This is a genomic window from Bradyrhizobium sp. 27S5 (assembly GCF_037217225.1).
Classification (GTDB): Bacteria; Pseudomonadota; Alphaproteobacteria; order Rhizobiales; family Xanthobacteraceae; genus Bradyrhizobium; species Bradyrhizobium septentrionale.
Map to the genome: position 1 here is coordinate 2,795,162 of NZ_CP147714.1, position 26,301 is coordinate 2,821,462.

Genomic DNA, 26,301 nt, shown 5'->3' on the forward strand with positions numbered 1-26,301 from the left:
CTGAAGCGTGTGTAATTTGGGCCCGTGCGTTGGGAGAGTCTTTACCATCTAGATTGGCCAGGATCTGCCGCACGGTCTCGGCGCATCGCTGATTCGTTCAGGTTCCGGTCCGCCACAGGTCTAGGCGGCGTCGCTGCGCAGGTTGCGGAAGAACTGCTCGACCTCGCGCGACAGCGTCTCGGCGGTTGTGGTCAGATCGTTCGATGCCGCGAGCACCGATTCCGCCGCCTTGCTGGTCTGGTCCATATCGTCGCGGAGCGAGCCGACGTTGGTCACCAGGGTTTCATTACCCTGCGCGGCCATGTGCGCGTTGGCGGAGATTTCGCGCGTGGCGGCGTCCTGCTGGCCGATCGCGCTTGCGATGTTGGCGGTGACGTTGCTGATCTCGCGCACCGCCTGGCCGATCTCGCGCACGGCGGCCACCGAGTTGCGGGTCGAAGCCTGGATCAGGCCGACATTCTCGCTGATCTCGGCCGTTGCCTTCGCGGTCTGCCCGGCCAGCGCCTTGACCTCGTGCGCGACGACGGCGAAGCCGCGGCCGGCATCGCCGGCGCGGGCCGCCTCGATGGTGGCGTTCAGCGCGAGCAGGTTGGTCTGCTCGGCGATCGCCTGGATCAGGTTCAGCACGCCGTCGATGCGCTGGGTGGTGGCGGCAAGCCCCTCGATCTCGGTGATCGAGCGGTCGGTGCGCGCACCGGCCTGATCGACCGCGCCGGACGACTGCTTGACCTGACGGCCGATCTCCTCGACCGAGGCGGAGAGTTCTTCGGCCGCGCCCGCCACCGCGGCAACGTTGCTCGAGGCCTGTTCGGTCGCGCCTGCCGCCGCCGCCGCGCGGCCGCTGGCGCCTGCCGCGACGTTTGCGATGGTCTGCGCAGTGTCGCGCATCGTGGTTGCGTTGTCGTGCACCGCGCGGAGCACCGATCCGATGGTGCTGCGGAACGTCTCGAGCGACGTCTCGATATGCCGGCCGCGTGCATCGCGCGCCTCGGAATCCTGCGCGACCTGGGCGTTCAGGCTGCGGTTGCGGTCCATCGCCTCCTGGAAGACCTTGATGGCGCCGGCCAGCGCGCCGATCTCGTCGCGGCGGCCGACATGCGGCACTTCAACATGGTCGGCGCCCTCGGTGACACGCTTGATGGTCGTGGTGATTTGCGACAGCGGGCGGGCCACCGAGCGGGCGATGATCAGCACGCCCAGCACGACCACGATCAGGGCCGCCGCGCCGAGCCCGGTCAGCAGCAGCGCCATTGCGCGGTTGGTGTCGGTCTGCTGCGCCAGCTTCTTGCTGCGCTCGGCGTAGACCTTGGAAAGCGCCTCGAGATCCTTGTTCAGCGCTGTGCGCACGTTGCGGTTGGCGTCGTTGTCGCCCCATTCACGCCCGGCTGCGGCGCCGATCTCGATGCCGCGGCGAACCAGCTCCTTGCGAAACTCGACGAACTGCTCGATGCGCTGCTTGAACACCGCGAACTGGCTGGTGTCGTCGGCCTGCACCAGGTTTTCCCAGTTCTTCACCACGCCGAGGATGCGCTCGTTGAACGCCAGCAGCCCGTCGCCGTATTTCTTCACCGCCGCCGGATCGGTCGACATGTAGATGCCGCGGGATTCCATCACCACGGCATAGACCAGCGAATTGACCCGCTCGACATTGAGCGCGGCACGGCTGGCGAGGTCGACGGCCTCGGTCAGCTCGGCGTTGCGCCGCGCGTTGTAGTCGGACAGCACGGTGATGGCCGCGGTCAGCGCCGCGATCAGCGCAAACGTCGAGTACAGCCTGGCAGCAAGCGAGAATCGGGATGCCATTGGAGGCCCGGATGTGGAGACGGGAGATGTGATGGGGGCGGGCATTGCGGGCACTCCAAGAGGCCGGGGAGCACCTTCGGCCGATTAAAGCTTATGCAAAACCTTCATGGACAATTTCTTAACGCGTGCGTTTTTTGTGGCCGCAACCCTTAAAATCTCTAAATAATACCAATGTCTTATAAGGCGTTCTGAGTCCGCCGGGGGCCGGCGGCTTGCCGCGGCGACGATGATGCGCCGCCATCACCATCAACACCTCCGGCGCGGAGGGCGAAGCTGGTGGCACGACTTTCGCAAAGAGGTGCTAGGCTATGCCGTCCCCAGCCCGCGACGCGAACTCCCCATGCTCTATCGTCACACAATCGATGCCACCAACTATGCATTCGACGATCTGCGCATCCTGCTTGCCAAGGCCTCGCCGCCGCGTTCCGGCGACCGATTGGCCGGCATTGCGGCCGACAGTGCGGAGGAGATGATCGCCGCGCGGCTTGCGCTTGCCAACGTTCCGCTCAAGCAATTCCTCGATGAGCCTGTGATCCCCTATGAGGACGACGAAGTCACCCGGTTGATCCTCGACAGCCACGACGTGGCCGGCTTCCTGCCGGTGTCGTCGCTCACCGTCGGCGGCTTCCGCGACTGGCTGCTGTCGGATGCCGCCACCCGTGATTTGATCAAGAAGATCTCGCGCGGCATCACGCCGGAGATGGTGGCGGCGGTGTCGAAGCTGATGCGCAACCAGGACCTGATCCTGGTCGCGAAGAAATGCGAGGTGACGACCCGCTTCCGCAACACCATCGGTTTGCGCGGGCGAATGAGCACGCGGCTGCAGCCGAACCATCCGTTCGACGACGCCAGGGGCATCACCGCCTCGATCCTGGACGGCCTGCTGCTGGGATCGGGCGATGCCTGCATCGGCATCAATCCGGCGAGCGACGATCCGAATGTCATCGGCACCCTGCTGCGGCTCTTGGACGACATCATCACGCGGCTGGAGATTCCGACGCAGGGTTGCGTGCTGACCCATGTCACGACCACGCTCGGATTGATCGGGCAGGGGCTGCCGGTCGATCTCGTATTCCAGTCGATCGCCGGCACCGAGGCAGCCAACCGCAGCTTCGGCGTCGACCTGTCGCTGCTGCGGGAGGCCCGCGAAGCCGGGCTGTCGCTGCGCCGCGGCACGGTCGGCGAAAATGTGATGTATTTCGAGACCGGGCAGGGCTCGGCGCTGTCGGCCAACGCCCATCACCAGGTCGACCAGCAAACCTGCGAGGCACGGGCCTATGCGGTGGCGCGCGCGTTCGATCCACTGCTCGTCAACAGCGTGGTCGGCTTCATCGGTCCCGAATACCTCTACGACGGCAAGGAAATCATCCGCGCCGGGCTCGAGGATCATTTCTGCGGCAAGCTGCTCGGCCTGCCGCTCGGCATCGACGTCTGCTACACCAACCACGCCGAGGCCGATCAGGACGACATGGACAATCTCCTGACGCTGCTGGCGGCCGCCGGTGTGAACTTCATCATGGGCGTGCCGGGCGCGGATGACGTTATGCTGAACTATCAGTCGACATCGTTTCACGATGCGCTCTACATCCGCGACCTGTTCGGCCTGAGGCGGGCGCCCGAATTCGACGATTGGCTGCTGCGCGCAGGCCTTGCCGGGCCGGACTTTCGCCTCGTTGCCGATGCGGAGCGGCTGCCCGATCTCGCTGCCAGGCTCTTGACCTGAGGGGATAGCGCAATTCTGCAGAGCAACTATCTCGGTAGTGTGACGTTGGTAAGTGCCACAATGTTGAAGAATTTCTGGCCCAGCGTTCCGCGCTATGGTTAGATTTGAGGGTGCTTCGGGGTCATTCGATGAGAGCTGAGGGCATAAAGACAGCACGGCGTATCCTCTGCGTCTTTCCGCGCTATACGTCGTCGTTCGGGACCTTCGAGCACTCCTATCCCCTCACGGAGGGCGTCAAGGCGTTCATGCCGCCGCAGGGACTGCTGCTGATCGCGGCATACCTCCCCGAGAGCTGGCTGGTCCGCTTCGTCGACGAGAACCTGCGGCCGGCGACGGCGGAGGACTTCGAGTGGGCAGAAGCCGTATTCGTCAGCGGTATGCACATCCAGCGCCAGCAGATGAACGACATCTGCCATCGCGCGCATGACTATGACCTGGCGGTCGCGATCGGTGGCCCGTCGGTCAGTGCCTGTCCGGACTACTATCCCTCATTCGACTACCTTCATGTCGGCGAACTCGGTGACGCGACCAACGAACTGATCAAGCGCCTCGCGGAGGACACCAGCCGTCCTGCCGAGCAGGTGGTGCTCAAGACCCTCGATCGCCTGCCGATGACGGAATTCCCGCTGCCGGCCTACGAGCTCGCCGAAACCAAGAAGTACTTTCTCGGCAGCATCCAGTTCTCCTCGGGCTGCCCCTATCAGTGCGAGTTCTGCGATATCCCCGGGCTCTATGGCCGCAATCCGCGCCTGAAATCGCCGCAGCAGATCATCGCCGAGCTCGACAAGCTGCGCGCCTGCGGCGCGACCGACACCGTCTATTTCGTCGACGACAATTTCATCGGCAACCGCAAGGCTGCCAGCGAATTGCTGCCGCATCTGATCGAGTGGCAGAAGCGGACCGGCTATGTCACCCGGCTGGCCTGCGAGGCGACGCTCAACATCGCCAAGCGGCCCGAGATCCTGGAGAAGATGCGCGAAGCCTTCTTCGTGACGATCTTCGTCGGCATCGAGACGCCGGATCCTGACGCGCTGAAGGCGATGCACAAGGATCAGAACATGATGGTTCCGATCCTGGAGGGCGTGCGCACCATCAATTCCTTCGGCATGGAAGTCGTCTCCGGCATCATCATGGGGCTCGACACCGACAAGCCGCAGACCGGTGATGCGCTGCTCTCCTTCGTCGAGGAGTCCCGGATTCCGCTCCTGACCATCAACCTGCTGCAGGCGCTGCCGAAGACGCCGCTGTGGGATCGCCTCGAAAAAGCGGGACGGCTGATCGATGACGACAGCCGCGACTCCAACGTGCAATTCCTGCTGCCTTACGAGGACGTGGTCAGTTCCTGGCGCAAATGCATGGAGCTCGCCTACGAGCCCGAGACGCTGTTTAGGCGCTACCAGCATCAATGCGACTACACCTATGCCAACCGCATCAAGGTGCCGGTCAGCCCGGAGATGAAGAGCTGGGCCAACATCCGGCGCGGCCTGATCATGCTGCGCAACATCTTCTGGAAGGTCGGCGTGCTCGGCGACTACAAGCGCGTGTTCTGGAAGTTTGCGCTCGGCCGGCTCAAGCGCGGCGACATCGAGGGGCTGATCTCGGCGACCCTGGTGGCACATCACTTGATCACGTTTGCGCGTGCAGCCTCCAGCGGCCGGCAGAACGCCTCGAACTACTCGCTCCGGCTGCGCGAGGCTTCCGTTCCCGCCGAATAGCAGCATGACAACACCGCCGGCGCCATCGTCCCCTTCGCCAATGCCCGCTTCGCTTGCCGATCTGCGCGAGCTCACGCCGGCGCGCGTCGGTCTCGGCCGGTCCGGGGCCAGCCTGCCGACCAGTGCGCTGCTCGCATTCACGCTCGATCACGCCCGCGCCCGCGATGCCGTCCACGCGGCGTTCGATCTCGGCGGGATTGCCGCCGGTCTTGCCGGCCTCGGCATCACGCCGCTCGAAGTGTCGAGCCAGGCGCGCAGCCGGCGCGACTATCTGCGCCGGCCCGATCTCGGGCGCATGCTGGATTCCGCATCGAGGCGGTGGCTCGAGAGCAGCGGCGTCACCGCGTGCCCCTGTGCCATCGTGATCGGTGACGGCCTGTCGCCGACCGCGGTCAATGTGCACGCCGTCGAATTGATCCGGCATCTCGTGCCGCGGCTTAAGGCCGACGGGATCGACGCCGGCGCGGTGATCGCAGCATCGGGCGCGCGGGTCGCGCTGGGGGACGAGATCGGCACGATCCTCGGCGCGCGCATGCTGGTGCTGCTGATCGGCGAACGGCCCGGCCTGTCGGCGCCGGACAGTCTGGGCGCCTATCTCACCTTCGCGCCGCGAATCGGCCTCACCGATGCCGACCGCAACTGCATCTCCAACATCCACCGCGCCGGGCTGAGTTATGCGGAAGCCGCATTCAGGATCTCTTGGCTTGTGCGTGAGGGCCTGGCACGCCAGATCACGGGGGTCGCGTTGAAGGATGAAAGCGGCGCAGGATTGTCCAGGAATACGCTACCGGGGTGTGACAAATCCGATACTTAGCGGCGGTTTTCGGCAGTTCCCGGCCGATTTAACATGTCGCTCGCGCTTGCGAGCAAGGGGGCGGACCTGTAAAACCGCGCCGGTCAATATTTGCGTGTTTTCAAGGACTAGCGCCGATCAGTCGCGCTCGCGAGCCTCATTCGCGCCCTATAACCCAAGCTAGACAGATCGCGCCGCTTCAGAACTGGACAGGGCATGCTCGAAAAGAATTCCGAAAGTCGGGTCCACGTCGAGAAGATCGAGGAGCCGCGGCCGGGGACTAGCATCGCATTCGGGTTGGAGCGTATCGGCCTGATCGCGATCAAGGCGCCGGTCCTGTCTGTCATCATTCTGCTGGCGCTGATGGTCGCGGCCGTTTTCGGCATCGAGCGCATCAAGATCGACGACTCGCTCAGCCAGTTGTTCCGTTCCAATTCCAAGGACTACAAGCAGTACGAAGCGGTCACCAAACGCTTCCCGGCAACCGAGTTCGACGTGCTGGTCGTGGTCGAGGGCAAGACGCTCCTCGCGCGCGAGAACCTCGAAAAGATCCGCGACATGGTCACCGACCTGCAGCTGGTCGAGGGCGTGCGCGGCCTGGTCTCGCTTTTTTCGGCGCGCCAGGCGCCCGAGCCTGGCAAATTGCCGGCCGCCCTGTTCCCGTCCGAGCTGCCGCAAGGCGCCGCCTACGACAAATTCGTCGAGACCGTCAAATCCAACGAGATCATTCGCGGCAAGCTGCTGTCCGAGGATGGAACGCTCGCACTGATCGTGTTGTCGCTCGAGCCTGAGGTTGTCGGCAGCAACAAGCTCTCCAAGGTCGTCGCGGACATGAGAAAGATCATGGCCGATGATCTCAGCGGTAGCGGGCTCAACGCCCAGCTCTCCGGCGTTCCGGTCATGCAGCTCGAAATCCGCAACGCGGTCAAGCGCGACGGGCTGACCTACAATATCCTCGGCATTCTGGCTGGCTGCATCATCGCCATCATCTTCTTCCGCAAGATATCGTTCATGGTGATCGCCGCGTTCCCGCCGATCATTGCGATCCTGCTCGCGCTCGGCGGCCTCGGCTGGGCCGGCTTCAATCTCAACATGTTCCTGAACGTGATGACGCCGCTCATCATGGTGATCAGCTTCTCCGACTCGATGCAGCTGACGTTTGCGGCACGCGACCGCCTGATCGCCGGCCAGGACAAGTACACCGCGTTCAAGAACGCGGTGATGGTGGTCGGTCCGGCTTGCGTGCTTACTCATGGCACCGCCGGCATCTCGTTCATCGCGCTGCAATTCTCGAATTCCGAACTGATCCGCAAATTCGGCGAGGCCGGGCTCGCCGCTACCATCATCGCGCTGATCGCGGTGCTCTCGCTGGTGCCTGCGTTCGGAGTGCTTCTGGTACGCAACGAAAAAGTGTTTGCGGTCAAATTCCAGGGCGCCGACGCCGGTGTCCAGGCGCTGCGCAATTTCTGCTACTGGATCGCGGTACGCATGGTGGGCCGTCCCGGGCTGTTCAGCCTGCTCGCGCTGATCGTCGTCGGCGGCCTCGGCATCATCTACGCCAATCTCGAACCGCGCTACCGGCTCGCCGATCAGGTGCCGGACAAGCGGCAGGCGGTGGCGGCGTCAAGCCGGCTCGACGCCAAGCTGACCGGCGCCAATCCGGTCGATGTGCTGATCGAATTCCCCAAGGGCCAATCGCTGTACTCGCCGGAGACCTTGAAGACGATCGCCGACGTCCACGCGATGGTCGAAACTGCGGCGGGCGTCGGCAACGTCTGGTCGCTGGAAACCTTGCGGCGCTGGCTCGCCGAAAAGGCAGGCAGCAATGACGTCGCGACGCTGAAGGAATATGTCGGCGTGATTCCCGAGCATCTGGTTCGCCGCTTCATCTCGGCGGATCAGGATGCGGTCGTGGTGTCCGGCCGGGTCCCGGATCTTGACTCGAGCGAGCTGCTTCCGGTGGTGAACAAGCTTGATAGCTCGCTGGACAAGGTGCGCGCCGAGCATCCCGGTTACGAGATCGCAGTCACCGGCCTGTCGGTGATCGCCGCGCGCAACAGCGCCAACATGATCGAAAAATTGAACCGTGGCCTGACCGTCGAATTTCTGCTGGTGGCGGTTTTCATCGGGCTGGCATTCCGCTCGGTCGTGGTGATGTTCTCCTGCATCCTGCCCGGCATCTTCCCTGTGGTGCTGTCAGGCACCGTGCTGTGGCTGCTCGGGGAGGGGCTGCAATTCGCCAGCGTGGTGGCATTGACGGTGTCGTTCGGCCTCGGCCTCAGCGCCACCATCCACTTCCTCAACCGGTTGCGGCTCGAGACCAAGCCGGGGGTCTCGCCGGAGCTCGCGGTGGAGCGCGCCACCGTGCTGGTCGGCCCCGCACTGATCCTCACTACGGTGGTGCTGGCCTGCGGCCTCGTCGTCACCGTGTTCTCCGACCTGCCGTCGCTCCGCCTGTTCGGCTGGCTCAGCGCGTTCTCGATGGTCGCAGCGCTGGTCGCGGACCTCTTCATCCTGCGGCCGACCTCGATGTTCCTGATCAACCTGTCGCAGAAGCTCCGCGGCAAGGGCGGGCAACCGGCGCCGATCGAAAAGGCTTGATCGGCGGACAATAAAAGGCCGCAACAAAAGGCCCGGTTCCGAGTGTTCGGAACCGGGCCATTTTTGTTCGCCGGAGAAATCGGTCGGGGAGCGTCAGCTCTTCGTCATCGTGATCGAGACGCCGCGGATCTCACCCTTGGAGTCGATCTGTACGACCTGCTTGGAGCCGTTGGTCTGCAGGTTCAGGTTTGCGGCAAAGCCGGACGCCTCGACGAACACGTCGATCCGCCCGCCGCCGGCGGTGCCCTGCAAATTGCCGAAGATATTGCGGCTGGCCTCGCTCCAATTGCCGGAGATCCGGTCGCCCTGGCTGGTGACGTCGCTGGAAAGGTCGAATTTGTAGCTGTCGCTCGCGCAATGCAGGCTCTGCTTCAGGCTCAGGCCCGAGGGCGCGACCTTGTAATCCGCCTTGCAACGAATGCGTTCGGTGGTGCCGTTGGACAACGCCACCGTGCCGGTTCCGCTCCAGGAGCCGGCAAAACCGGCGAACGGGCCGCTGGCCTGGGCATGGACTGCGGAGGCGGACAGCATGAGTGCGGCGCCGACGCCCACAGCCCTGAGAGCCTGCCCAGAAAGGCTGGAACCAAACAGTGTCATTGTGAATTTTCCCATCAAAATCAGCGCTTCCTTCGCAAGAAAGCGTCTCGCCGCATCGAAAGTTTAGTGTCACCGAAGAATGTTAGGTTCAAACGACAGTACGGCGTGCGCGACGCCGATATTGTCATCGAACAGAATCAGAAGCCTCCGGCTCGTGTGGCATCTAGCTACGCGCAAGCGCGATCCGCAATTGCCAAACGCGACAAAGTGATGGCACAAATCGTCGTTTGGAATCAATAGTTTATGCGGGGGTTTACAGCGCCGCAAATTTAGCCGCATTTAACAGTGCTTGTCGTCAATCCGTTGCCGCGTTACGTGGCGTCTGCAATCCCCAAAATCCGTCCCGGCCATGCCGAACCGCTTTTCGGGAACAGATTTTCTGCTGTCGGAAATGAAGGAATACGATGCGTAAATTTCTCCTGGCACTTGCCCTGTTGTCGATCCCGCTCTCATCCGGCGCCTCCGCCCAGCAGCAGCAGCGCGGCACGCCCGACGAGCAGAAGGCCTGCACGCGCGACGTGCAGCGTCACTGCCGCTCCGTGATCGATCAGGGCGATTTCACCATTCTCGCCTGCCTGCAGCAGAACCGCACCAAGATCAGCGCGGCCTGCGACCAGGTGCTGAAGACCCACGGCCAATAAGGCCCTCAAGGCCGCTTCAGGTCTCTTGGACCGCCGCAAGGCCCGTGAACGGCATTCCTGCCGGCCACGGGCCGGATATGCTGGCGGTCACAGATAGCATTGGTTTTGGTGGCGTATTCCCCTATATGGGGCTCGCAAATCCCCGCATGCGCCTGACCATTCGCGCCTGCGTCGTGCCATGACCAGTGTAGCCCAAATTTCCCATGACCACCGCGAGCGACCTGCGATCCGGAAAGACCCACCGCGACGAGAATTTCCCAGTCGCGTCGTGGATCATTCATCCGCGGCATCGCGGCCTGATCCTGGCCTTCTATAACTTCGTCCGCACCGCCGACGATATCGCCGATCACGCGACGCTGCCGGCCGAGGAGAAGCTGCGCTACCTCGACCTCATGGAGGCCGAGCTGCTCGGCAATGGCGATACCCAGAGGGAGGCGGTCAATCTGCGCCGGGCGCTTGCCGAGCGCGGAATGCCGCCGCGGCATGCGCTCGACGTGCTGGTGGCGTTTCGCCTCGATGTCACCAAGCTGCGCTACGAAAACTGGGATGATGTGATCGACTATTGCCGCTACTCGGCGATGCCGGTCGGGCGATTCATGCTCGACGTGCACGGCGAGGACATCTCGACCTGGGCGGCATCGGACGCGCTCTGCGCCGGCCTGCAGATCAACAATCACCTGCAGGACTGCGGCAAGGACTACAGGAATCTGAACCGCGTCTACCTGCCGCGCGATGCGCTGGCCGCGGCGGGCGCGACCGTCGAGATGCTCGGCGAGGCGAAATCACCGCCGGCCTTGCTCGGATGCCTGCAGGCGCTCGCGGTGCGCACCGCGGCGCTGCTCGACGAGAGCAAGTCGCTCGCCGCCGAGGTGAAGGACTTCAGGCTCGGGCTCGAGATCTCGGTGATCCAGGCGTTCGCCGACAAGATCGTCAACCTGCTGAAGGTGCGCGATCCGCTCAGCGAGCGCGTGCATCTCGGCCCGGTCGAACTGCTGCTGCAGAGCCTTGGCGGCGTCGCTGGCGAGACCGCCCGGCGCGCGATCGGACGGCGTGCGGTCTCAAGGACGGCGGCGGGCGCATGAGTGTCGAGGCGGCGGCCAACGCAAATTACGGAAGCACCGCATCGGGCAGCTCGTTCTATGCCGCGATGCGCGTCCTGCCGCGCGCGCAGCGCGAGGCGATGTTCCAGATCTACAGCTTCTGCCGGCAGGTCGACGACATCGCCGATTCCGACGGCCCGCGGCCGGAGCGGCTAGCCGCGCTGCAGCAGTGGCGCGACGACATCGACGCGCTCTATGCGGGGCATCCGCCGGAGCGGCTGAAGGATTACGTGGCCTCGGTGAAGACCTTCGGGCTCAAGCGCGAGGATTTCGTCGCGATCGTCGACGGCATGGAGATGGACGTGCCGCAGGATATCCGCGCGCCGGATCTCGCGATGCTCGACCTGTATTGCGATCGCGTTGCGAGCGCGGTCGGCCGGCTGTCGGTGCGCGTGTTCGGCCTGCCCGAGGACGACGGCATCGAGCTCGCCTATCACCTCGGCCGCGCGCTGCAGCTCACCAACATCCTGCGCGACATCGACGAGGATGCCGGCCTCGGCCGCCTCTATCTGCCGCGCGAATGGCTCTGGCACGCCGGCATCACCAATAACGATCCGGCCCGCGTCACCGCCGACCGCGCGCTGCCGAAAGTGTGCGCGCCGCTCGCCGAGCGCGCCAAGATGCATTTCCAGAAGTCCGACGAGATCATGAAGCGCAATTCGCGCCGCGCGGTGCGCGCGCCGCGCATCATGTCGAAGTACTACCGCGCGATCCTCGATCTCCTGATCGCGCGCGGCTTCACTGCCCCGCGTGCGCCGGTGCGTGTGTCCAAGGCGGCCAAGATCGGCATTCTTCTTCGTTACGCGATCATCTGATGCAAAAGACAGTTCATATCATCGGCGCCGGCATTTCCGGCCTCTCCGCGGCCATGCGGCTTGCCAATGGCGGCTACAAAGTGTGCGTCCACGAGGCGACGCAGCAGGCCGGTGGCCGCTGCCGTTCCTATTTCGACGCCGCTACCAATCTGACTATCGACAACGGCAACCATCTCTTGCTGTCGGGCAACCGCCATGCGTTGAGCTACGCACGCTCGATCGGCACCGAGGCCGGTCTCGTGGGACCCGCGCGCGCGCAGTTTCCGTTCGTCGATCTTGCCGGCGGCCAGCGCTGGCAGCTCGACCTTGGCGACTCCCGCTTGCCGCTGTGGGTGTTCGACGAGGCGCGCCGCGTCCCGGACACTACCCTGCGCGATTATCTCGCATTGGCGCCGCTGGCCTGGGCCGGCACCGGGGCGCTGGTCGGCAACACCATTCCCTGCAAGGGCACGCTGTACGATCGCCTGGTGCAGCCGCTGCTGCTGGCTGCGCTGAACGTCGATCCGCCGGAGGGCTCGGCCGGGCTTGCCGGCGCCATCGTGCGCGAGACGCTGCTCGCGGGCGGGCAGGCCTGCCGTCCGCTGATCGCTCGCGACGGCCTGAGCTCGGTCCTGATCGAGCCGGCCGTGAAGCTGCTGCAGGAGCGGGGCAACAGCGTCCAGTTCAGTCACGAATTGCGTGCACTGGTCATGTCGGGTGATCGCGTCGGCGAGCTCGACTTCGGCGGCGGCGACAGGATCGCGCTGGCGGCCGGCGATGCCGTCGTGCTGGCGGTGCCGCCGCGCGCTGCGGCCACGCTGCTGCCCGGCCTGAAAACGCCGACCAAATTCCGTGCCATCGTGAACGCGCACTTCCGCATCGATCCGCCGCGCGATGCCGCGCCCATTCTTGGCGTGGTCGGCGGGCTCGTGGAATGGCTGTTCGCCTTCCCGCAACGGCTGTCGGTGACGATCAGCAATGGCGATCGCCTGGTCGACATGCCGCGCGAGGAGCTCGCGCAGGCGATCTGGCGGGATATCTGCAAGGCATCGGGCGTGTCCGGTGACCTGCCGCCTTGGCAGATCGTGCGCGAGCGCCGCGCTACATTCGAGGCGACGCCGGAGCAGAATGCCCTGCGTCCGGGGCCCGCGACGGCGCAAAAAAACCTGTTCCTTGCGGGCGACTGGACTGCTACCGGGTTGCCGGCAACCATCGAGGGATCGGTGCGATCGGGGGATCGCGCCGCCGATCTGGTTCTGGCCAGGCGCTAGATTCGACCTGTTAAGCGGCCGCGGCCTTCGATCAGCCGCCCCGCGATGTAGAGGATATCGAGCGAAATGCTTTCGAGAGATCACAGCGTCGCAGTCGATCCGGTCGCGCTGGAGAAGCGCATCTCCAAGGCAACCGAAGCGCTGCTCGGCTATCGCCAGTCCGACGGACACTGGGTATTCGAGCTCGAGGCCGACAGCACCATTCCGGCCGAGTACGTTCTGCTCCGTCACTACCTTGCCGAGCGGGTCGACGCCGGGCTCGAGGCCAAGATCGCCAACTATCTGCGCCGCACCCAGGGTGCGCATGGCGGCTGGCCGCTGGTGCACGACGGCCCGTTCGACATGAGCGCCAGCGTGAAATCGTACTTCGCGCTGAAGATGATCGGCGATTCCGTCGACGCGCCGCATATGGTGCGGGCGCGCGAGGCGATCCGTTCGCGCGGCGGGGCTTCGGGCAGCAACGTGTTCACGCGCTTCCTGCTCGCGCTCTATGGCGTCGTGACCTGGCGCGCAACGCCGGTGCTGCCGATCGAGATCATGCTGCTGCCGATGTGGTCGCCGTTCCACATCAACAAGATCTCCTACTGGGCGCGCACCACCATGGTGCCGCTGATGGTGCTCGCTGCGTTGAAGCCGCGTGCGAAGAATCCGAAGGGCGTCGGCATCGACGAACTGTTCCTGGAAGATCCGAAGTCGGTCCGGATGGCGCCAAAGGCGCCGCATCAGAGCGCGGGCTGGTTCTATCTGTTCCGCTCTCTCGACGCCGTGCTGCGCGCGATCGAGCCGATGTTTCCGAAGCGCCTGCGCCAGCGCGCCATCGACGCCGCGCTCGCCTTCACCGAAGAGCGGTTGAACGGCGAAGACGGCATGGGCGCGATCTATCCGCCGATGGCCAACATCGTCATGATGTATGAGGCGCTCGGCGAGGACGAGAATTTCCCGCCGCGCGCCATCACCCGCCGTGGCATCGACAAGCTGCTCGTGATCGGCGACGACGAGGCCTATTGCCAGCCCTGCGTCTCGCCGGTGTGGGACACCGCGCTGGCTTGCCATGCGCTGCAGGAAGCCGGCGGCGAGGACACCCTCGCCAAGGCCAAGCAGGGCCTCGACTGGCTGAAGCCGCGCCAGGTGCTGGAGCTGAAGGGCGATTGGGCGGTCAAGGCGCCCGACGTCCGTCCCGGCGGCTGGGCGTTCCAGTACAACAACGACCACTATCCCGATCTCGACGACACCGCTGTGGTCGTGATGGCGATGGATCGTGTGCGGCGGCACAGCGGGACCAGGGAATATGACGAGGCGATCGCGCGCGGCCGCGAGTGGATCGAAGGGCTGCAGAGCCGCGACGGCGGCTGGGCCGCGTTCGATGCCAACAACCTCGAATATTACCTCAACAACATCCCGTTCTCCGACCACGGCGCGTTGCTCGATCCGCCGACCGAAGATGTCACTGCGCGCTGCATCTCGATGCTGGGCCAGCTCGGCGAGACCGCCAAGAGCAGCAAGGCGATGGCCGACGGCATCGCCTATCTGCGCCGCACCCAGCTGCCTGAGGGCTCCTGGTACGGCCGCTGGGGCCTGAATTACGTCTACGGCACCTGGTCGGTGCTCTCAGCGCTAAATGTCGCAGGGATCGATCGCAACGACCCGATGATTCGCAACGCGGTCGACTGGCTGGCGTCGGTCCAGAATCAGGACGGTGGCTGGGGCGAGGACGCCGTCAGTTACCGGCTGGATTACAAGGGTTATGAAGCTGCGCCATCGACTTCCTCGCAAACGGCATGGGCTTTGCTTGGATTGATGGCGGCCGGAGAGGTCGAAAATCCCGCAGTTGCGCGGGGGGTGGAGTACCTAAAGGCAACACAGACGGAAAAAGGGCTGTGGGACGAGCAGCGATACACCGCTACGGGGTTTCCGCGGGTATTTTACTTGCGATATCATGGCTACTCGAAGTTCTTTCCGCTCTGGGCGCTGGCGCGGTATCGGAATTTGAGAAGCACCAATAGCAGGGTGGTAGGGGTCGGGATGTGATTGTTGAGGCGGGGGCCGCCGAGACCGTGGGCAATAGAATTGATCCTCGGCCGGTATTGATTGTGACTGGATTGGTGCAGGAGGCCCGCATCGCGGCAGGGCCCGGCATGATCGTGATCTGCAGTTCGAGCGATCCGCAGCAGCTGCGTGCATTGCTGGCGACGTTGGATCCGACGACGTTCCGCGGCGTGATCTCGTTCGGCGTGGCCGGCGGGCTCGACCCGTCGCTCAAATCCGGCGATGTGGTGGTCGCGACCGAAGTGATGGCCGGCGATACCCGTTTTCTGGCGGCATCCGCGCTGAACGAGGAGATGATCGCCAGCGCCGCGCTGAAGCGCCGCAGGATCGTCCGTGGCGGCCTCGCTGGCGTGGAAGAGGTGATTGCGGCGAAGGCCTGCAAGGCCGCCCTGCGCTCGATTACGGGCGCGGCTGCGGTCGATATGGAGAGCCATATCGCGGCAGCCTATGCCGCAAAGGCAGGCATTCCGTTCGCCGCGCTGCGCGTGATCAGCGATCCCGCGCACCGGGCGCTGCCCGAGCTTGCGAAATCCGCGGTGAAGCCGAACGGCGACATCGACCTGCGCAAGGTGCTGAGCGGCATTGCGCGCAATCCGCGCACGCTGCGGGCGCTGGTGTCGACCGGTATCGACTTCAACCGCGCGCTGCGCTCGCTGCGCAGCTGCCGCGGCTTCCTGCTCGGCAACGACGCGCTGGTGCCGGTGGAGGCCTGACAGGCCACCGGCGAGGCGCTGACGCCGAGATACACTTTCAAAAAAAGGCCCGGTCGCATCGCGATCGGGCCTTTTGTTTTGGTCGCTCATGAGCCGGCTTGATGCCGCGCCGTCCGGCTCCGCGCGTTGCTTGGCGCGGACTTGTCCAGCCGGGTAGGGATCCCGCTGTTCCCGTTCCCGCCGCCTCAGGGCGTGGCGCTGGTCTCCACCGGCCACGCCCGGCGGCCTCCGGGGCGCCTGGTGCTGTGCTGCGACCTCAAGGCTCCGCCGAATGCTTGACAAGCACTGGCATTCGATCGACTATGAATTATGATCCTCTATTCATGAATTAAGGTTCATTATGGCAATCGCTGCGGTTCGCCTCAATCAACTCGTCGAAACCAAGGCGCGGATCCTGGATGCCGCCAAGGAGGCGGTGGCGTTGAGTGGCTGGAAGGATGCCCAGATCGCCCTGATCGCCTCACGGGCCGGCGTGGCCACCGGCAGCGTGTACCGCTACTTCGACTCCAAGGCGGACCTCTACGCGCAGGTGCTGGGGCTCGTTTCGGAGCGCGAGGTGGCCGTGGTCGCCGCCATCGTCGAGGCCGAAGGATCTGCGTCGCAGTGTCTGGTGGACGCGATCTACACCTTCTCGGTCCGCGCGATGCGCGGCCGCCGTCTGGCCTACGCGCTGATCGCCGAACCCTGTGAACCCGAGATCGACGCGGCGCGCCTGAAATACCGCGCGGCACTGGCCGATCAGATCGCACGGCTGGTCCGGCGCGGCATCGCCAGCGGTGAATTCGTCGAGATCGACGCCAACGTCGCGGCGTCCTGCGTGACCGGCGCTTTCATGGAGGCGCTGGTTGGTCCTCTGGCGCCCGAAGCGGCTCCCGATTCCGACGCGGCCAAGGCGATCGCACAATCGATCGCAGGGCTTTCCGCCCGCATGCTGTTTCGCCACGCCACGCCTGAATTGACCCCTGTATCGAGAGTCTCCGCATGAATGCGCGTGTCCAGCCGGTTGCCGTCGCGGCAACGAAAGCCAGTTCGTTTGCGACCCACGAAGTCCGCAATCAGGCGCGGCCGGCGACAGGCTTCAACGCGTTCGACGATGATCGCGCGTTGAGCGGCCTGATCGCAAAGTTCACGCCGTGGGCAAAGGATAAGCTCTCTACGCTCGGAGCCCATGCCGGCTGCGAACCCGTGCAGGAAGCGGCGAGGCTTGCCAACGAGCACAAACAAAACTCTTGACCCATGACCGGTATGGCAACCGAAACGACTGGGTCGAATTTCATCCGGCCTGGCATCAATTGATGGCGCTGGCGTTCCAGAGCGAGGTCCATAGCCTCGCCTGGTCGACGCGCGAACCGCATGGACATTTGGCCCGCGCGGCGCTGAGCTATCTCTGGAATCAGATCGAGAACGGCGTCGGTTGCCCCACGGGAATGGCTTACGCCGCGATCGCCGGATTTTCCGGCAAGCCGCAGTTCAGCCTGTGGCGGGAACGCACGCTGGGTGCCGACTACGATCCGCGGCGGCTCCCGATCGAGGAGAAGCGCGCGGCAGTCATCGGCTACGCGATGACCGAGAAGCAGGGCGGCTCCGATCTGCGTGAAACTCAGACCACCGCGCGCTTCGTCGAGCGCGGCGCGCACGGCGAGATCTATGCGATCACCGGCCATAAATGGTTTTTCTCGGTGCCGGTCGCCGACGGGTTCTACACGCTGGCGCAGACCCAATCCGGTGTCAGCTGCCTGTTCGTGCCGCGCCTGCTGCCGGATGGCAGCGCCAACCGCGTGCACATCCAGCGCCTGAAGGACAAGTGCGGCAACCGCTCGAACGCGTCGAGCGAGATCGAATATCACGACACCTGGTCGATCCTGGTCGGTGAAGAAGGGCGCGGCATCCGGGAAATCCTTTCGCATGCGCATCTGACTAGGCTGGACTTCGCGGTCGGCTCCGCCGGCCTGATGCGGCAGGCGTTGAGCCTGGCCTTGAACCACGCGCAAACGCGAACAGCGTTCGGCAAGCCGATGGCCGAGCTTCCGATGCAGCGCAACGTGCTCGCCGACCTCGCGCTCGAGAGCGAGGCGGCGATGCTTGGCGCATTCCGGGTCGCGCGTGCGACCGATGGCCTGCAAACCAGCGAGCACGAACGGCTGCTGGCGCGGGTCGCCACTCCAGTGATGAAGTTCTGGAATTGCCAGCGCGCCCCTTCGTTCACCTACGAGTGCTTGCAGGTGCATGGCGGCAACGGCTTCATCATGGAGAACCCGATGGCGCGGCTCTATCGCGAGGCGCCGCTGAACTCGATCTGGGAAGGCACCTCGAACATGATGTGCATGGACGTGCTGCGGGCCATGCAACGCGATGCAAACTGCCGCGATGCATTCGTCGACGAACTGCGCGCGAGCAGGGGCCTCAACCCGACCTATGACAGGAGCACGGACGATCTCGCCGATCGACTGTGTGCGCGCTATCCGGACGACGGGCATGCGCGGGCGCTGGTCACCCGCATGGCGCATGCGTTGCAGGCTGCCGAGATGCTGCGGCATGGCGACGCCGCTGCCGCCGATCTGTTCGTGCAATCCAGGCTTGGCGCAGACGGCGCGCACGTGTTCGGCGCGCTGCCATCGTCGGACGGCCTCAGCCGTATCGTCGCGCGCGCCTCCGTCATCCGTCACTAGGGAAGCCCAGTCACATGCGTCAGAGCGAAGTTTGTGCCGTCAACGACATCAGGGCCGTTGTGGGCGAAGAGGAATGGGCGACACGGGTCGATCTCGCGGCGTGCTACCGTCTGGTCGCGCTCTATGGAATGACCGACCTGATCTACAACCACATCAGCGCGCAAATCCCGGGGCATGACGATCAGTACCTGATCAATCCCTACGGCATGCTGTACGAGGAAATCACGGCGTCGAGCCTCGTCAAGATCGACATCGAGGGCCGCACCCTGCTGCAGCCCGACCACGGCTACAACGTCAACGTCGCCGGTTTCTATCTGCATGCCCCGATCCATCGCGCGCGGCCCGACGTGAAGTGCGTCCTGCATACCCACACCAGGGCGGGCACGGCGGTCAGCGCGTTGGCCGAGGGGCTGCTTCCACTGTCGCAGACGGCGATGCGGTTTCACGGGCGGATCGGCTATCACGATTTTGAGGGGCCGGCGATCGATCGCGACGAATGCGATCGGGTCGTCGCCGATCTCGGCGGCAACAACGTACTGGTGTTGCGCAATCATGGCCTCTTGGTCTGCGGCAACACGATTCAGCAGGCGTTCAACGCGATCTACTGGCTGGAGCAGGCGTGCCGGATCCAGGTCGATGCGCTTGGCTGCGGCCGGCCGCTGCACGCGCCGACCGAACTCGCGATCGACAACACGGTGACCTGCTTCGCCGGCACCGAGATCACGCTCGACAACGAGCGCGACACCAATCCGGTGTTGAATGAAACAGCGCAAAATCTGCAGGCCGGTTACGGCCTGCTGGAATGGCCGGCGTTGCGGCGCCGGCTCGACCGCATCGACGGGAGCTATGCGCAATGAGCACGTCGCTGGCAGCGCTGCGGATCGGCTTCATCGGCGCCGGCCGCGTCGCGCAAACGCTCGCGCCGGCGTTCGCCGGCGCGGATCTGAACGTTGCGGCCTTCTACAACCGCGGCCGTGATGCCGCGCAGCAGCTCGGATCCCGCGTGCCGTCGGCGCGGTCGATGACGCACGCGCAGCAGGTCGTGGACAGCTGCGATATGGTTTTCCTGACGGTGAGCGATGACGCGATCCTGCCGGTCTGCCGCGATTTGCACTGGGAGCCGCGTCACCGCGTGGTCCATTGCAGCGGCGCGACCGAGCTGACGGCGCTCGATCATGCGAAAGCCGCGGGCGCAGCAACCGGCGGATTTCATCCAATGCAGATGTTTGCAAATCCCGACGTCGCGCTCGAGGGATTGCGCGGATGCACCGTCGGCATCGAGGCAGAACCCGACTTCAGGCGCGACCTCGAACATCTCGCTGTCAGCATCGGCTGCGAACCGTTGGCGCTGCCGGCCGGCGTGCGGGCGCTCTATCATGCTTCGGCCTATTATGTCGGTCCGTTCCTCATCGCGCTGCTCAAGGAGGGCGTCGAGCTCTGGAAGAGCTTTGGCGCCAGCGAGGCCGACGCGCTGCGTGCGATGATGCCGCTGTTGCGCGGGACGGTCGCGGCGGTTCTCGACGGTGGCCTCGCCAACGGCATGGGCGGCTGCGTGGCGCGCGGCGACGTTGGAACGATCCTCAAGCACCTCCGAGCCCTGGACGAGCGCTTTCCTCCCTCGGGCGCGCTGTATCGCGAACTGGCCTTGCGCAATGTCCCGCTCGGGATCGAGCGCGGCACACTCAGCGCACCGCGCGCGGCAGAGATCGAGAAGGTGCTTCGACGGAGTAGCCGGGAAGAGCAGGCCGTCTCCTGATCGAAAAAAGGCCCCGGTTCGCTGAACCGAGGCCTTTCATCATTCTGCTCACACAAAGCCTTAGGCGGCGGTGGAAGCCTTCTGCTGCTGCTTGGCGGCGGCAGCCGCGGCCTCGTCGCGGCGGATATCCGAGAGCTTCTTCTGGACCTGCTCGGCGAAGATGTACTGCGCCGGACGCTGCTTCGACATGTCGATCTCGGGCGCCATCGGGCCGGTCGTTCTGATGCCGCGCAGTGCCACCCACATCGCCTTCAGCGGATTGTTGATCGCAGCGGTCGCCGCGGTCGGCTCGTAGCCGCAATGCGCCATGCAGTCGGCGCACTTCTCATACTTGCCGGTGCCGTAGGTCTCCCAATCGGTGGTGTCCATCAGCTCCTTGAAGGTCTTGGCGTAGCCTTCACCGAGCAGATAGCAGGGCTTCTGCCAGCCGAAGATGTTGCGCGCCGGCATACCCCAAGGCGTGCACTCGTATTCCTGGTTGCCGGCGAGGAAGTCGAGGAACAGGCCGGAATGCATGAAGTTCCACTTCTTGCCCTTGCCGAGCGCAAAGACGTCGCGGAACAGCTTCTTGGTCTTGGTGCGGTTCAGGAAGTGCTCCTGGTCGGGCGCACGCTCATAGGCGTAACCCGGCGACATCGAGACGCCGACGCCGAGCTCGGTGGTGAAGTCGAGGAACTTTGCGATCTCCTCGGCCGGATGGCCGTCGAAGATGGTGGCGTTGACGTTGACCGTGAAGCCGCGCGCCTTCGCCGCCTTGATCGCGGAGACGGCTCGATCGAACACGCCCTTCTGCGACACCGCCTTGTCGTGATGATCCTTCAGGCCGTCGAGATGCACCGAGAAGAACAGGTAGGGCGACGGCTCGAACAGATCGAGCTTCTTCTCGAGCAGCAGCGCGTTGGTGCACAGCGAGACGAACTTCTTGCGCGCGACGAGGCCGCGCACGATCTCGCCGATCTCCTTGTGGATCAGCGGCTCGCCGCCGGGAATTGCCACCATCGGCGCGCCGCATTCATCGGCTGCGTCCCAGCATTCCTGCGCAGTCATGCGGCGATTGAGGATCGCATCCGGATAGTCGATCTTGCCACAGCCGACGCAGGCGAGGTTGCAACGGAACAGGGGTTCCAGCATCAGCACGAGCGGATAGCGTTTGCGGCCAAGCAGCTTCTGCTTGATCAGATAGCCGCCGATACGCATTTCCTTGAAGAACGGTATAGCCATTAGACGATTTTCTTTCTGCACTTATCAAAGGGAAGTGGGTTCAGATCAGCCCGCAGTCAGTTCGGCCGGCAGCCGGAATTCGATATTCTCTTCGCGGCCCGGAACGACCGAGACCGACACCGGTCCGATGCGCCGCAGGGCCTCGATCACATCGTCGACCAAAACTTCGGGCGCTGAAGCGCCCGCGGTGATGCCGACGGCCTTCGCATCCTTCAGCCAATCCGGGTTGAGCTCGCTCCCATCGGCAATCAGATAACTCGCGACGCCAACCTCGGTGCCGATTTCGCGAAGCCTGTTCGAGTTGGAACTATTGGCGGCCCCCACCACCAAAATGACGTCCACCAGCTTGCTTAGGTCCCTTACCGCAGATTGGCGGTTCTGTGTCGCATAGCAGATATCCCTGATGTCCGGGCCTTGAATATCTGTAAATTTTGCCTGAAGGGCCGCGATTATGTCCCTGGTGTCGTCCACGGACAACGTGGTCTGGGTGATGTAGGCGACCGGGGCGTCGGTCGGCAGCCTCAGTTCTGCCACATCCTGGACGCTCTGGACCAGCAGGACCGGCCCTGGAACCTGCCCCATGGTGCCCTCGACCTCGGGGTGGCCGGCATGCCCGATCAGGATCAGGGCGCAGCCCTTCGAGATATAGCGTTTGCCCTGGTTGTGGACCTTCGTCACAAGCGGGCAGGTGGCATTGAGCACGGGCAGGTCGCGCTCGGCGGCCTCCTGCTCGACGCTCCTCGCCACGCCATGGGCGCTGAAGACGGTCACGGCTTTGGCCGGCACTTCCGACAGGTCCTCGACGAAGATCGCGCCCTTCTTCTTCAGGCTTTCGACCACGTATTTGTTGTGAACGATCTCGTGGCGGACATAGACCGGCGGGCCATACTTCTGCAGCGCGCGTTCGACGATCTCGATCGCGCGCACCACGCCCGCACAGAAGCCGCGCGGCTGAGCAAGAAAAACTTCCATCGGACTTTCGCTACGCAAATTGCACCAATCTCATTCAATGCCCTGCGGCCGTTTCGGCAACGCACTCCACACGTCGGACGCCGCAACGTCAGTTGCAATGTCCGCACCAACACAGGTCCTGCACGGGATCCGTGCCCCAAGCGCATGGAAATACAGGCTTTTGTGGCAAAAAGGTAGCGCCTCACGCGGGTGGGCGGTCAACCAGGAGGGGTGTATGAGGTAATATGGTGTGGATTCCGGGCCCTGCGACCCTCCGTCCCCCTCACTTGTTCGTCACTTTATCGCCCTCTGATGCGGTTTATACCGGCCACTCGTGGCCGTTCCCTGTCGTTTGGAACCTCCTCGCCATCGCGTCGAGGAAAGTAACCAAAACAACATTAGATCGGTCCCGGGAACTCCGCTACAGAGCGAGCGTTTTCGGCCATGCTTCCCCGAGATTAGAAAGAAACGAAGTGCTGACAAATATTGTCGTCTCCGTTGTTCGAACCTGTACGCGTTTTGCCCTTCCGGTTGTGATCCTTGCTGTGCTGCTGTCGATCGGCGCCGGCTTCTATACGGCCCGCAACTTCTCGATCAACACCGACATCAACAAGCTGATCTCGCCCGATCTGGATTGGCGCAAGCGCGACAACCAGTTCGAGGAGGCGTTTGATCGCGAGCGGCTGATCCTGGCCGTGGTCGAGGCCGCGACGCCGGAGCTGACCAGCTCGGCCGCGAAGGCGCTCACCGCGAAGCTGCAGGCCGACAAGAAGAACTTCGAGGCGATCACCGCGCTCGGCTCCGGCGAGTTCTTCGAGAAGAACGGCTTGCTGTTCCTGCCCACCGAAGAGGTCGGCAAGGTCACCGGACAGCTCGGATCGGCCGCGCCGCTGATCGAGATCATGGCGGGCGATCCTTCGATTCGCGGGCTGACCGGCGCGCTCGAGACCGGCCTTGCTGGCGTCAAGCGCGGGCAGGTCAAGCTCGACAATGCCGCTCCGCCCTTCAACCTGATCTCCCAGACCATCGAGACCGTCCTCGCCAAGGGCAACGCGACCTTCTCCTGGCGCGAACTCACCAGCGACACGCCGCTGACCGATTCGGACAAGCGCGCCTTCATCGAGGTCAAGCCGATCATCGACTATTCGGCGCTGGAGCCGGGCAAGGCCGCAACCGACGCGATCCGGCAGGCGGCCGCCGATCTGAAATTCCCGACCGAATATCACGCGCGCGTCCGCCTGACCGGACCCGTGCCGATCGCCAACGAGGAGTACGCCACCGTGCAGGACGGCGCGATCACCAACGGCATCGGCACCGTGGTGATCGTGCTGGTCATCCTCTGGCTGGCGCTGCATTCCGGCAAGATCATCTTCGCCGTGTTCGTGAACCTGTTCATCGGCCTTGCGCTCACCACGGCGGTCGGCTTGATGATGGTCGGATCGCTGAACCTGCTCTCGATTGCCTTCGCGGTCCTGTTCATCGGTCTCGGCGTCGACTTCGGCATCCAGTTCAGCGTTCGCTACCGCTCCGAGCGCTTCAAGAACGATAATCTCACGCTGGCACTTGAGAACGCGGCGCGCCGCTCGGCGGTGCCGCTGTCGCTTGCGGCGATGGCCACCGCCGCCGGCTTCCTCTGTTTCCTGCCGACCGACTACAGGGGCATCTCCGAGCTCGGCAAGATCGCCGGCGCCGGCATGTTGATCGCATTCCTCACCAGCATCACGGTGCTGCCGGCGCTGCTCGATCTGCTCAACCCGCCCGGCGAGAAGGAGCCGGTTGGCTATGCCTTCCTGGCGCCCCTCGACCACTTCCTGGAGAAGCACCGCATCCCGATCATCGTCGGCACGATCTTGATCTCCGTCGCCGGTCTGCCGCTGCTCCACTGGATGAAGTTCGACTTCAATCCGATCAACCTGCGCAGTGCGAAGGTGGAATCGATCGCGACCTTCCTCGACCTGCGCAAGGATCCGAACACCGGCGCCAACGCCATCAATGTGATGACGCGCTCGGAAGCCGACGCCAAGAAGATCGAGGCCAAGCTCGAGAAGCTGCCGGAAGTGTCGCGCGTGATGTCGCTCGACAGTTTCGTGCCGGACGACCAGCCAGCCAAGCTGAAGCTGATCGCGCAGGCGGCCAAGACGCTCGGCCCCGCGCTCAACCCCGACTCGGTCGATCCGGCGCCGTCAGATCAGGAGAATGTCGAGTCGCTAAAGAGCTCGGTCGACAGCCTGCGCAGGACCGCCGGCGACAACAAGGGGCCGGGTGCGGTTGCGGCGCGCCGGCTGGCCGACGCGCTGCAGAAGCTTGCCGATTCGAACCAGGCGACCCGCGACAAGGCGCAGGAGGTGTTCGTCGCGCCGATGAGGATCGTGTTCGACCAGCTCAAGAACACGCTGCAGGCCCAGACCGTCACGCTGCAGAACCTGCCGCCGGAACTGGTCGCGAGCTGGAAGACCAAGGATGGCCTGATGCGCGTCGAGGCGGAGCCGAAGGGCGATCCGAACGACAACGACAATCTGCGCCGCTTTGCCGACGCTGTGCTCGTTGCCGAGCCGACCGCGATCGGTGGACCGATTTCAATTCTTAAATCTGGCGATGTCGTCGTGGACGCCTTCATTCACGCCGGCATTCTGGCGCTTGTGGCGATCAGCGTGCTGCTGTGGCTGGCATTGCGCCGTGTCGTCGACGTGCTGCTGACGCTGGTGCCGCTCCTGGTCGCCGGCATCGTCACGCTGGAGATCTGCGTGCTGATCGGGCTGCCGCTCAACTTCGCCAACATCGTCGCGCTGCCGCTGCTGCTCGGCGTCGGCGTGGCGTTCAAGATCTACTATGTCACGGCGTGGCGCCAGGGCAGAACGAATCTGCTGCAGTCGAGCCTGACGCGCGCGATCTTTTTCAGCGCGCTGACCACGGCGACCGCGTTCGGCAGCCTGTGGCTGTCCAGCCATCCCGGCACCGCGAGCATGGGCAAGCTGCTTGCGCTATCGCTGGTCACCACGCTCGCGGCGGTGTTGCTGTTCCAGCCGGCGCTGATGGGCAAGCCGCGCGAGGTCGGCAAGGAGGAGGATATCGCCAACGACGTCACCTGACGTCTTCGTCATCTGACGCCCTGGCGGTCCGCTTTCGATCAGGCTTCGGTGGCAAGCGCCGCCGAGGCCTGAATTCAGGACGGAGCGAGCCGGTCGTCCCGGCGCGCGCGAGAAGCGACCTGTGCTCTCGCGCGCGACCACACCGCTTCACGGTGTGGTCAGCGCGCCTTCGTTAACGCGTCGGCTTTGCGATGTCCGGGAGCAGGCAGATATCGCCCACGAGGTCGGCCGACGCATTGGCGTTGGCTGGCGGGTTGACCGCCTGCTTTTGAGCCGGCTTGGTGGCAGGCGCCACGACGCCGGTGGTTTTCGGAGTCTGCGGTGCTGCCGTTTTGGGCAGGGCGCCCTTCGCAGCAGGGTTGCCGGCGACGCTGACCGGGATCGGCGGACTGACGCGGGTCCAGGTCTCGCCGCCGCACAGGAAGCCGAGCACGCAGCCCTGGATCTCGAGCTGATCGGTGCCGACGGGCTTGATGGTCGAGCTGTAGAGCTGGCCATCCTTGGCGTTGTAGACCTGACCTTCCCACGCATCGACGCCGGCCTTCTTCTTCATGTCGATCAGGATCGGCATGCCGAGTGTCGGCCGGCTCTGCTTCGCGGGATCAGGATTGTTCTTATCCTTGCCGCCGGGGGTTTTTTCCCAGGACACCGCACCCCACATGTTGCCATTACACTGGGCGACGCGGATGGTTGCGACACCGTCTGCGACCTTCCAGTCGCCGGTTGGGTCCGCAGCAAGTGCCGGTGATAATACGGTGGCCAAAAATAAACCTGAAAAGGCTATTGTACGCGCGAAAGTTCTTGGGCAGTGCAACATG

20 protein-coding genes and 1 pseudogene are annotated in these 26,301 nt (G+C 64.3%); 16 read left to right on the top strand and 5 right to left on the bottom strand.

Going from position 1 to position 26,301, the window contains the following annotated elements; translation table 11 throughout:
• Positions 1-120: 120 nt before the first annotated feature.
• Positions 121-1,803, bottom strand: a complete 1,683-nt coding sequence (locus WDM24_RS13025; protein WP_338831517.1) for a methyl-accepting chemotaxis protein — start codon at positions 1,801-1,803, stop codon at positions 121-123.
• 340 nt (positions 1,804-2,143) lie between these two features.
• On the opposite strand from WDM24_RS13025, the gene WDM24_RS13030 reads away from it, so the two are divergent.
• From WDM24_RS13030 to WDM24_RS13045, 4 genes are all read left to right on the top strand, one after another.
• On the top strand, positions 2,144-3,526 hold the full coding sequence (locus WDM24_RS13030; protein WP_166297730.1) for an ethanolamine ammonia-lyase subunit EutB: 1,383 nt from the start codon (positions 2,144-2,146) through the stop codon (positions 3,524-3,526).
• Between the two features lie 128 nt (positions 3,527-3,654).
• Positions 3,655-5,241 (top strand): B12-binding domain-containing radical SAM protein, encoded by a 1,587-nt coding sequence (locus WDM24_RS13035; RefSeq protein ID WP_166297728.1) that lies wholly within the window; start codon positions 3,655-3,657, stop codon positions 5,239-5,241.
• 4 nt (positions 5,242-5,245) lie between these two features.
• A complete protein-coding gene (eutC, locus tag WDM24_RS13040; protein WP_338831519.1) occupies positions 5,246-6,055 on the top strand; it encodes an ethanolamine ammonia-lyase subunit EutC in 810 nt (269 codons plus the stop codon).
• Between the two features lie 195 nt (positions 6,056-6,250).
• Entirely contained in the window at positions 6,251-8,635 is a 2,385-nt protein-coding gene (locus WDM24_RS13045; protein ID WP_338698393.1) for an efflux RND transporter permease subunit, read from the top strand.
• Positions 8,636-8,728: 93 nt separating this feature from the next.
• Here the strand turns inward: WDM24_RS13045 and WDM24_RS13050 are convergent, their stop codons facing one another.
• The gene (locus WDM24_RS13050) at positions 8,729-9,232 is read right to left on the bottom strand and encodes a hypothetical protein (protein WP_029082143.1); all 504 of its coding nucleotides are present in this window, start codon (positions 9,230-9,232) and stop codon (positions 8,729-8,731) included.
• Positions 9,233-9,636: 404 nt separating this feature from the next.
• Here WDM24_RS13050 and WDM24_RS13055 point away from each other — a divergent pair, with 404 nt between their 5' ends.
• The 11 genes and pseudogenes from WDM24_RS13055 to WDM24_RS13105 all read left to right on the top strand — a co-directional run bounded on the left by WDM24_RS13055 (position 9,637) and on the right by WDM24_RS13105 (position 20,222).
• A complete protein-coding gene (locus WDM24_RS13055; RefSeq protein ID WP_166297722.1) occupies positions 9,637-9,873 on the top strand; it encodes a hypothetical protein in 237 nt (78 codons plus the stop codon).
• 203 nt (positions 9,874-10,076) lie between these two features.
• Complete coding sequence (gene hpnC, locus WDM24_RS13060) at positions 10,077-10,955, top strand: squalene synthase HpnC (RefSeq protein ID WP_166297720.1); 879 nt, start codon at positions 10,077-10,079, stop codon at positions 10,953-10,955.
• The gene (hpnD, locus tag WDM24_RS13065; protein WP_029082140.1) at positions 10,952-11,788 is read left to right on the top strand and encodes a presqualene diphosphate synthase HpnD; all 837 of its coding nucleotides are present in this window, start codon (positions 10,952-10,954) and stop codon (positions 11,786-11,788) included. Before hpnC ends, hpnD begins: the two co-directional genes overlap by 4 nt.
• Positions 11,788-13,038: a hydroxysqualene dehydroxylase HpnE gene (gene hpnE / locus WDM24_RS13070; RefSeq protein ID WP_338831522.1), complete on the top strand. Its 1,251-nt coding sequence runs from the start codon at positions 11,788-11,790 to the stop codon at positions 13,036-13,038. The genes hpnD and hpnE overlap by 1 nt, the downstream gene beginning before the upstream one ends.
• 66 nt (positions 13,039-13,104) lie before the next feature.
• Entirely contained in the window at positions 13,105-15,066 is a 1,962-nt protein-coding gene (gene shc, locus WDM24_RS13075) for a squalene--hopene cyclase (RefSeq protein ID WP_338831523.1), read from the top strand.
• 71 nt (positions 15,067-15,137) lie between these two features.
• Positions 15,138-15,797, top strand: a complete 660-nt coding sequence (locus WDM24_RS13080) for a phosphorylase (RefSeq protein ID WP_338832381.1) — start codon at positions 15,138-15,140, stop codon at positions 15,795-15,797.
• 340 nt (positions 15,798-16,137) lie between these two features.
• Positions 16,138-16,782 (top strand): TetR/AcrR family transcriptional regulator, encoded by a 645-nt coding sequence (locus WDM24_RS13085; RefSeq protein ID WP_166293570.1) that lies wholly within the window; start codon positions 16,138-16,140, stop codon positions 16,780-16,782.
• A pseudogene (locus WDM24_RS13090) lies at positions 16,779-17,251 on the top strand (acyl-CoA dehydrogenase); the annotation flags it as partial. The gene WDM24_RS13085 and the pseudogene WDM24_RS13090, both read left to right, overlap by 4 nt.
• A 108-nt stretch (positions 17,252-17,359) precedes the next feature.
• Entirely contained in the window at positions 17,360-18,466 is a 1,107-nt protein-coding gene (locus tag WDM24_RS13095) for an acyl-CoA dehydrogenase family protein (RefSeq protein ID WP_338832382.1), read from the top strand.
• Positions 18,467-18,480: 14 nt separating this feature from the next.
• Positions 18,481-19,323, top strand: coding sequence for a class II aldolase/adducin family protein (locus tag WDM24_RS13100; protein ID WP_338831525.1), 843 nt, complete (start codon positions 18,481-18,483; stop codon positions 19,321-19,323).
• Complete coding sequence (locus WDM24_RS13105; protein ID WP_338831526.1) at positions 19,320-20,222, top strand: Rossmann-like and DUF2520 domain-containing protein; 903 nt, start codon at positions 19,320-19,322, stop codon at positions 20,220-20,222. The genes WDM24_RS13100 and WDM24_RS13105 overlap by 4 nt, the downstream gene beginning before the upstream one ends.
• A 60-nt stretch (positions 20,223-20,282) precedes the next feature.
• Here WDM24_RS13105 and hpnH read toward each other — a convergent pair whose 3' ends face one another.
• Both hpnH and ispH read right to left on the bottom strand, forming a co-directional pair.
• On the bottom strand, positions 20,283-21,443 hold the full coding sequence (gene hpnH, locus WDM24_RS13110; protein WP_166293577.1) for an adenosyl-hopene transferase HpnH: 1,161 nt from the start codon (positions 21,441-21,443) through the stop codon (positions 20,283-20,285).
• A 45-nt stretch (positions 21,444-21,488) separates the two neighbouring features.
• A complete protein-coding gene (gene ispH, locus WDM24_RS13115; protein WP_338831527.1) occupies positions 21,489-22,415 on the bottom strand; it encodes a 4-hydroxy-3-methylbut-2-enyl diphosphate reductase in 927 nt (308 codons plus the stop codon).
• A 452-nt stretch (positions 22,416-22,867) separates the two neighbouring features.
• Between ispH and WDM24_RS13120 the strand changes: the two genes are divergently transcribed.
• Positions 22,868-25,483: an MMPL family transporter gene (locus WDM24_RS13120; RefSeq protein ID WP_166293581.1), complete on the top strand. Its 2,616-nt coding sequence runs from the start codon at positions 22,868-22,870 to the stop codon at positions 25,481-25,483.
• A 172-nt stretch (positions 25,484-25,655) separates the two neighbouring features.
• Here the strand turns inward: WDM24_RS13120 and WDM24_RS13125 are convergent, their stop codons facing one another.
• Entirely contained in the window at positions 25,656-26,300 is a 645-nt protein-coding gene (locus WDM24_RS13125; RefSeq protein WP_166293583.1) for a DUF2147 domain-containing protein, read from the bottom strand.
• Between the last annotated feature and the right edge of the window lies 1 nt (position 26,301).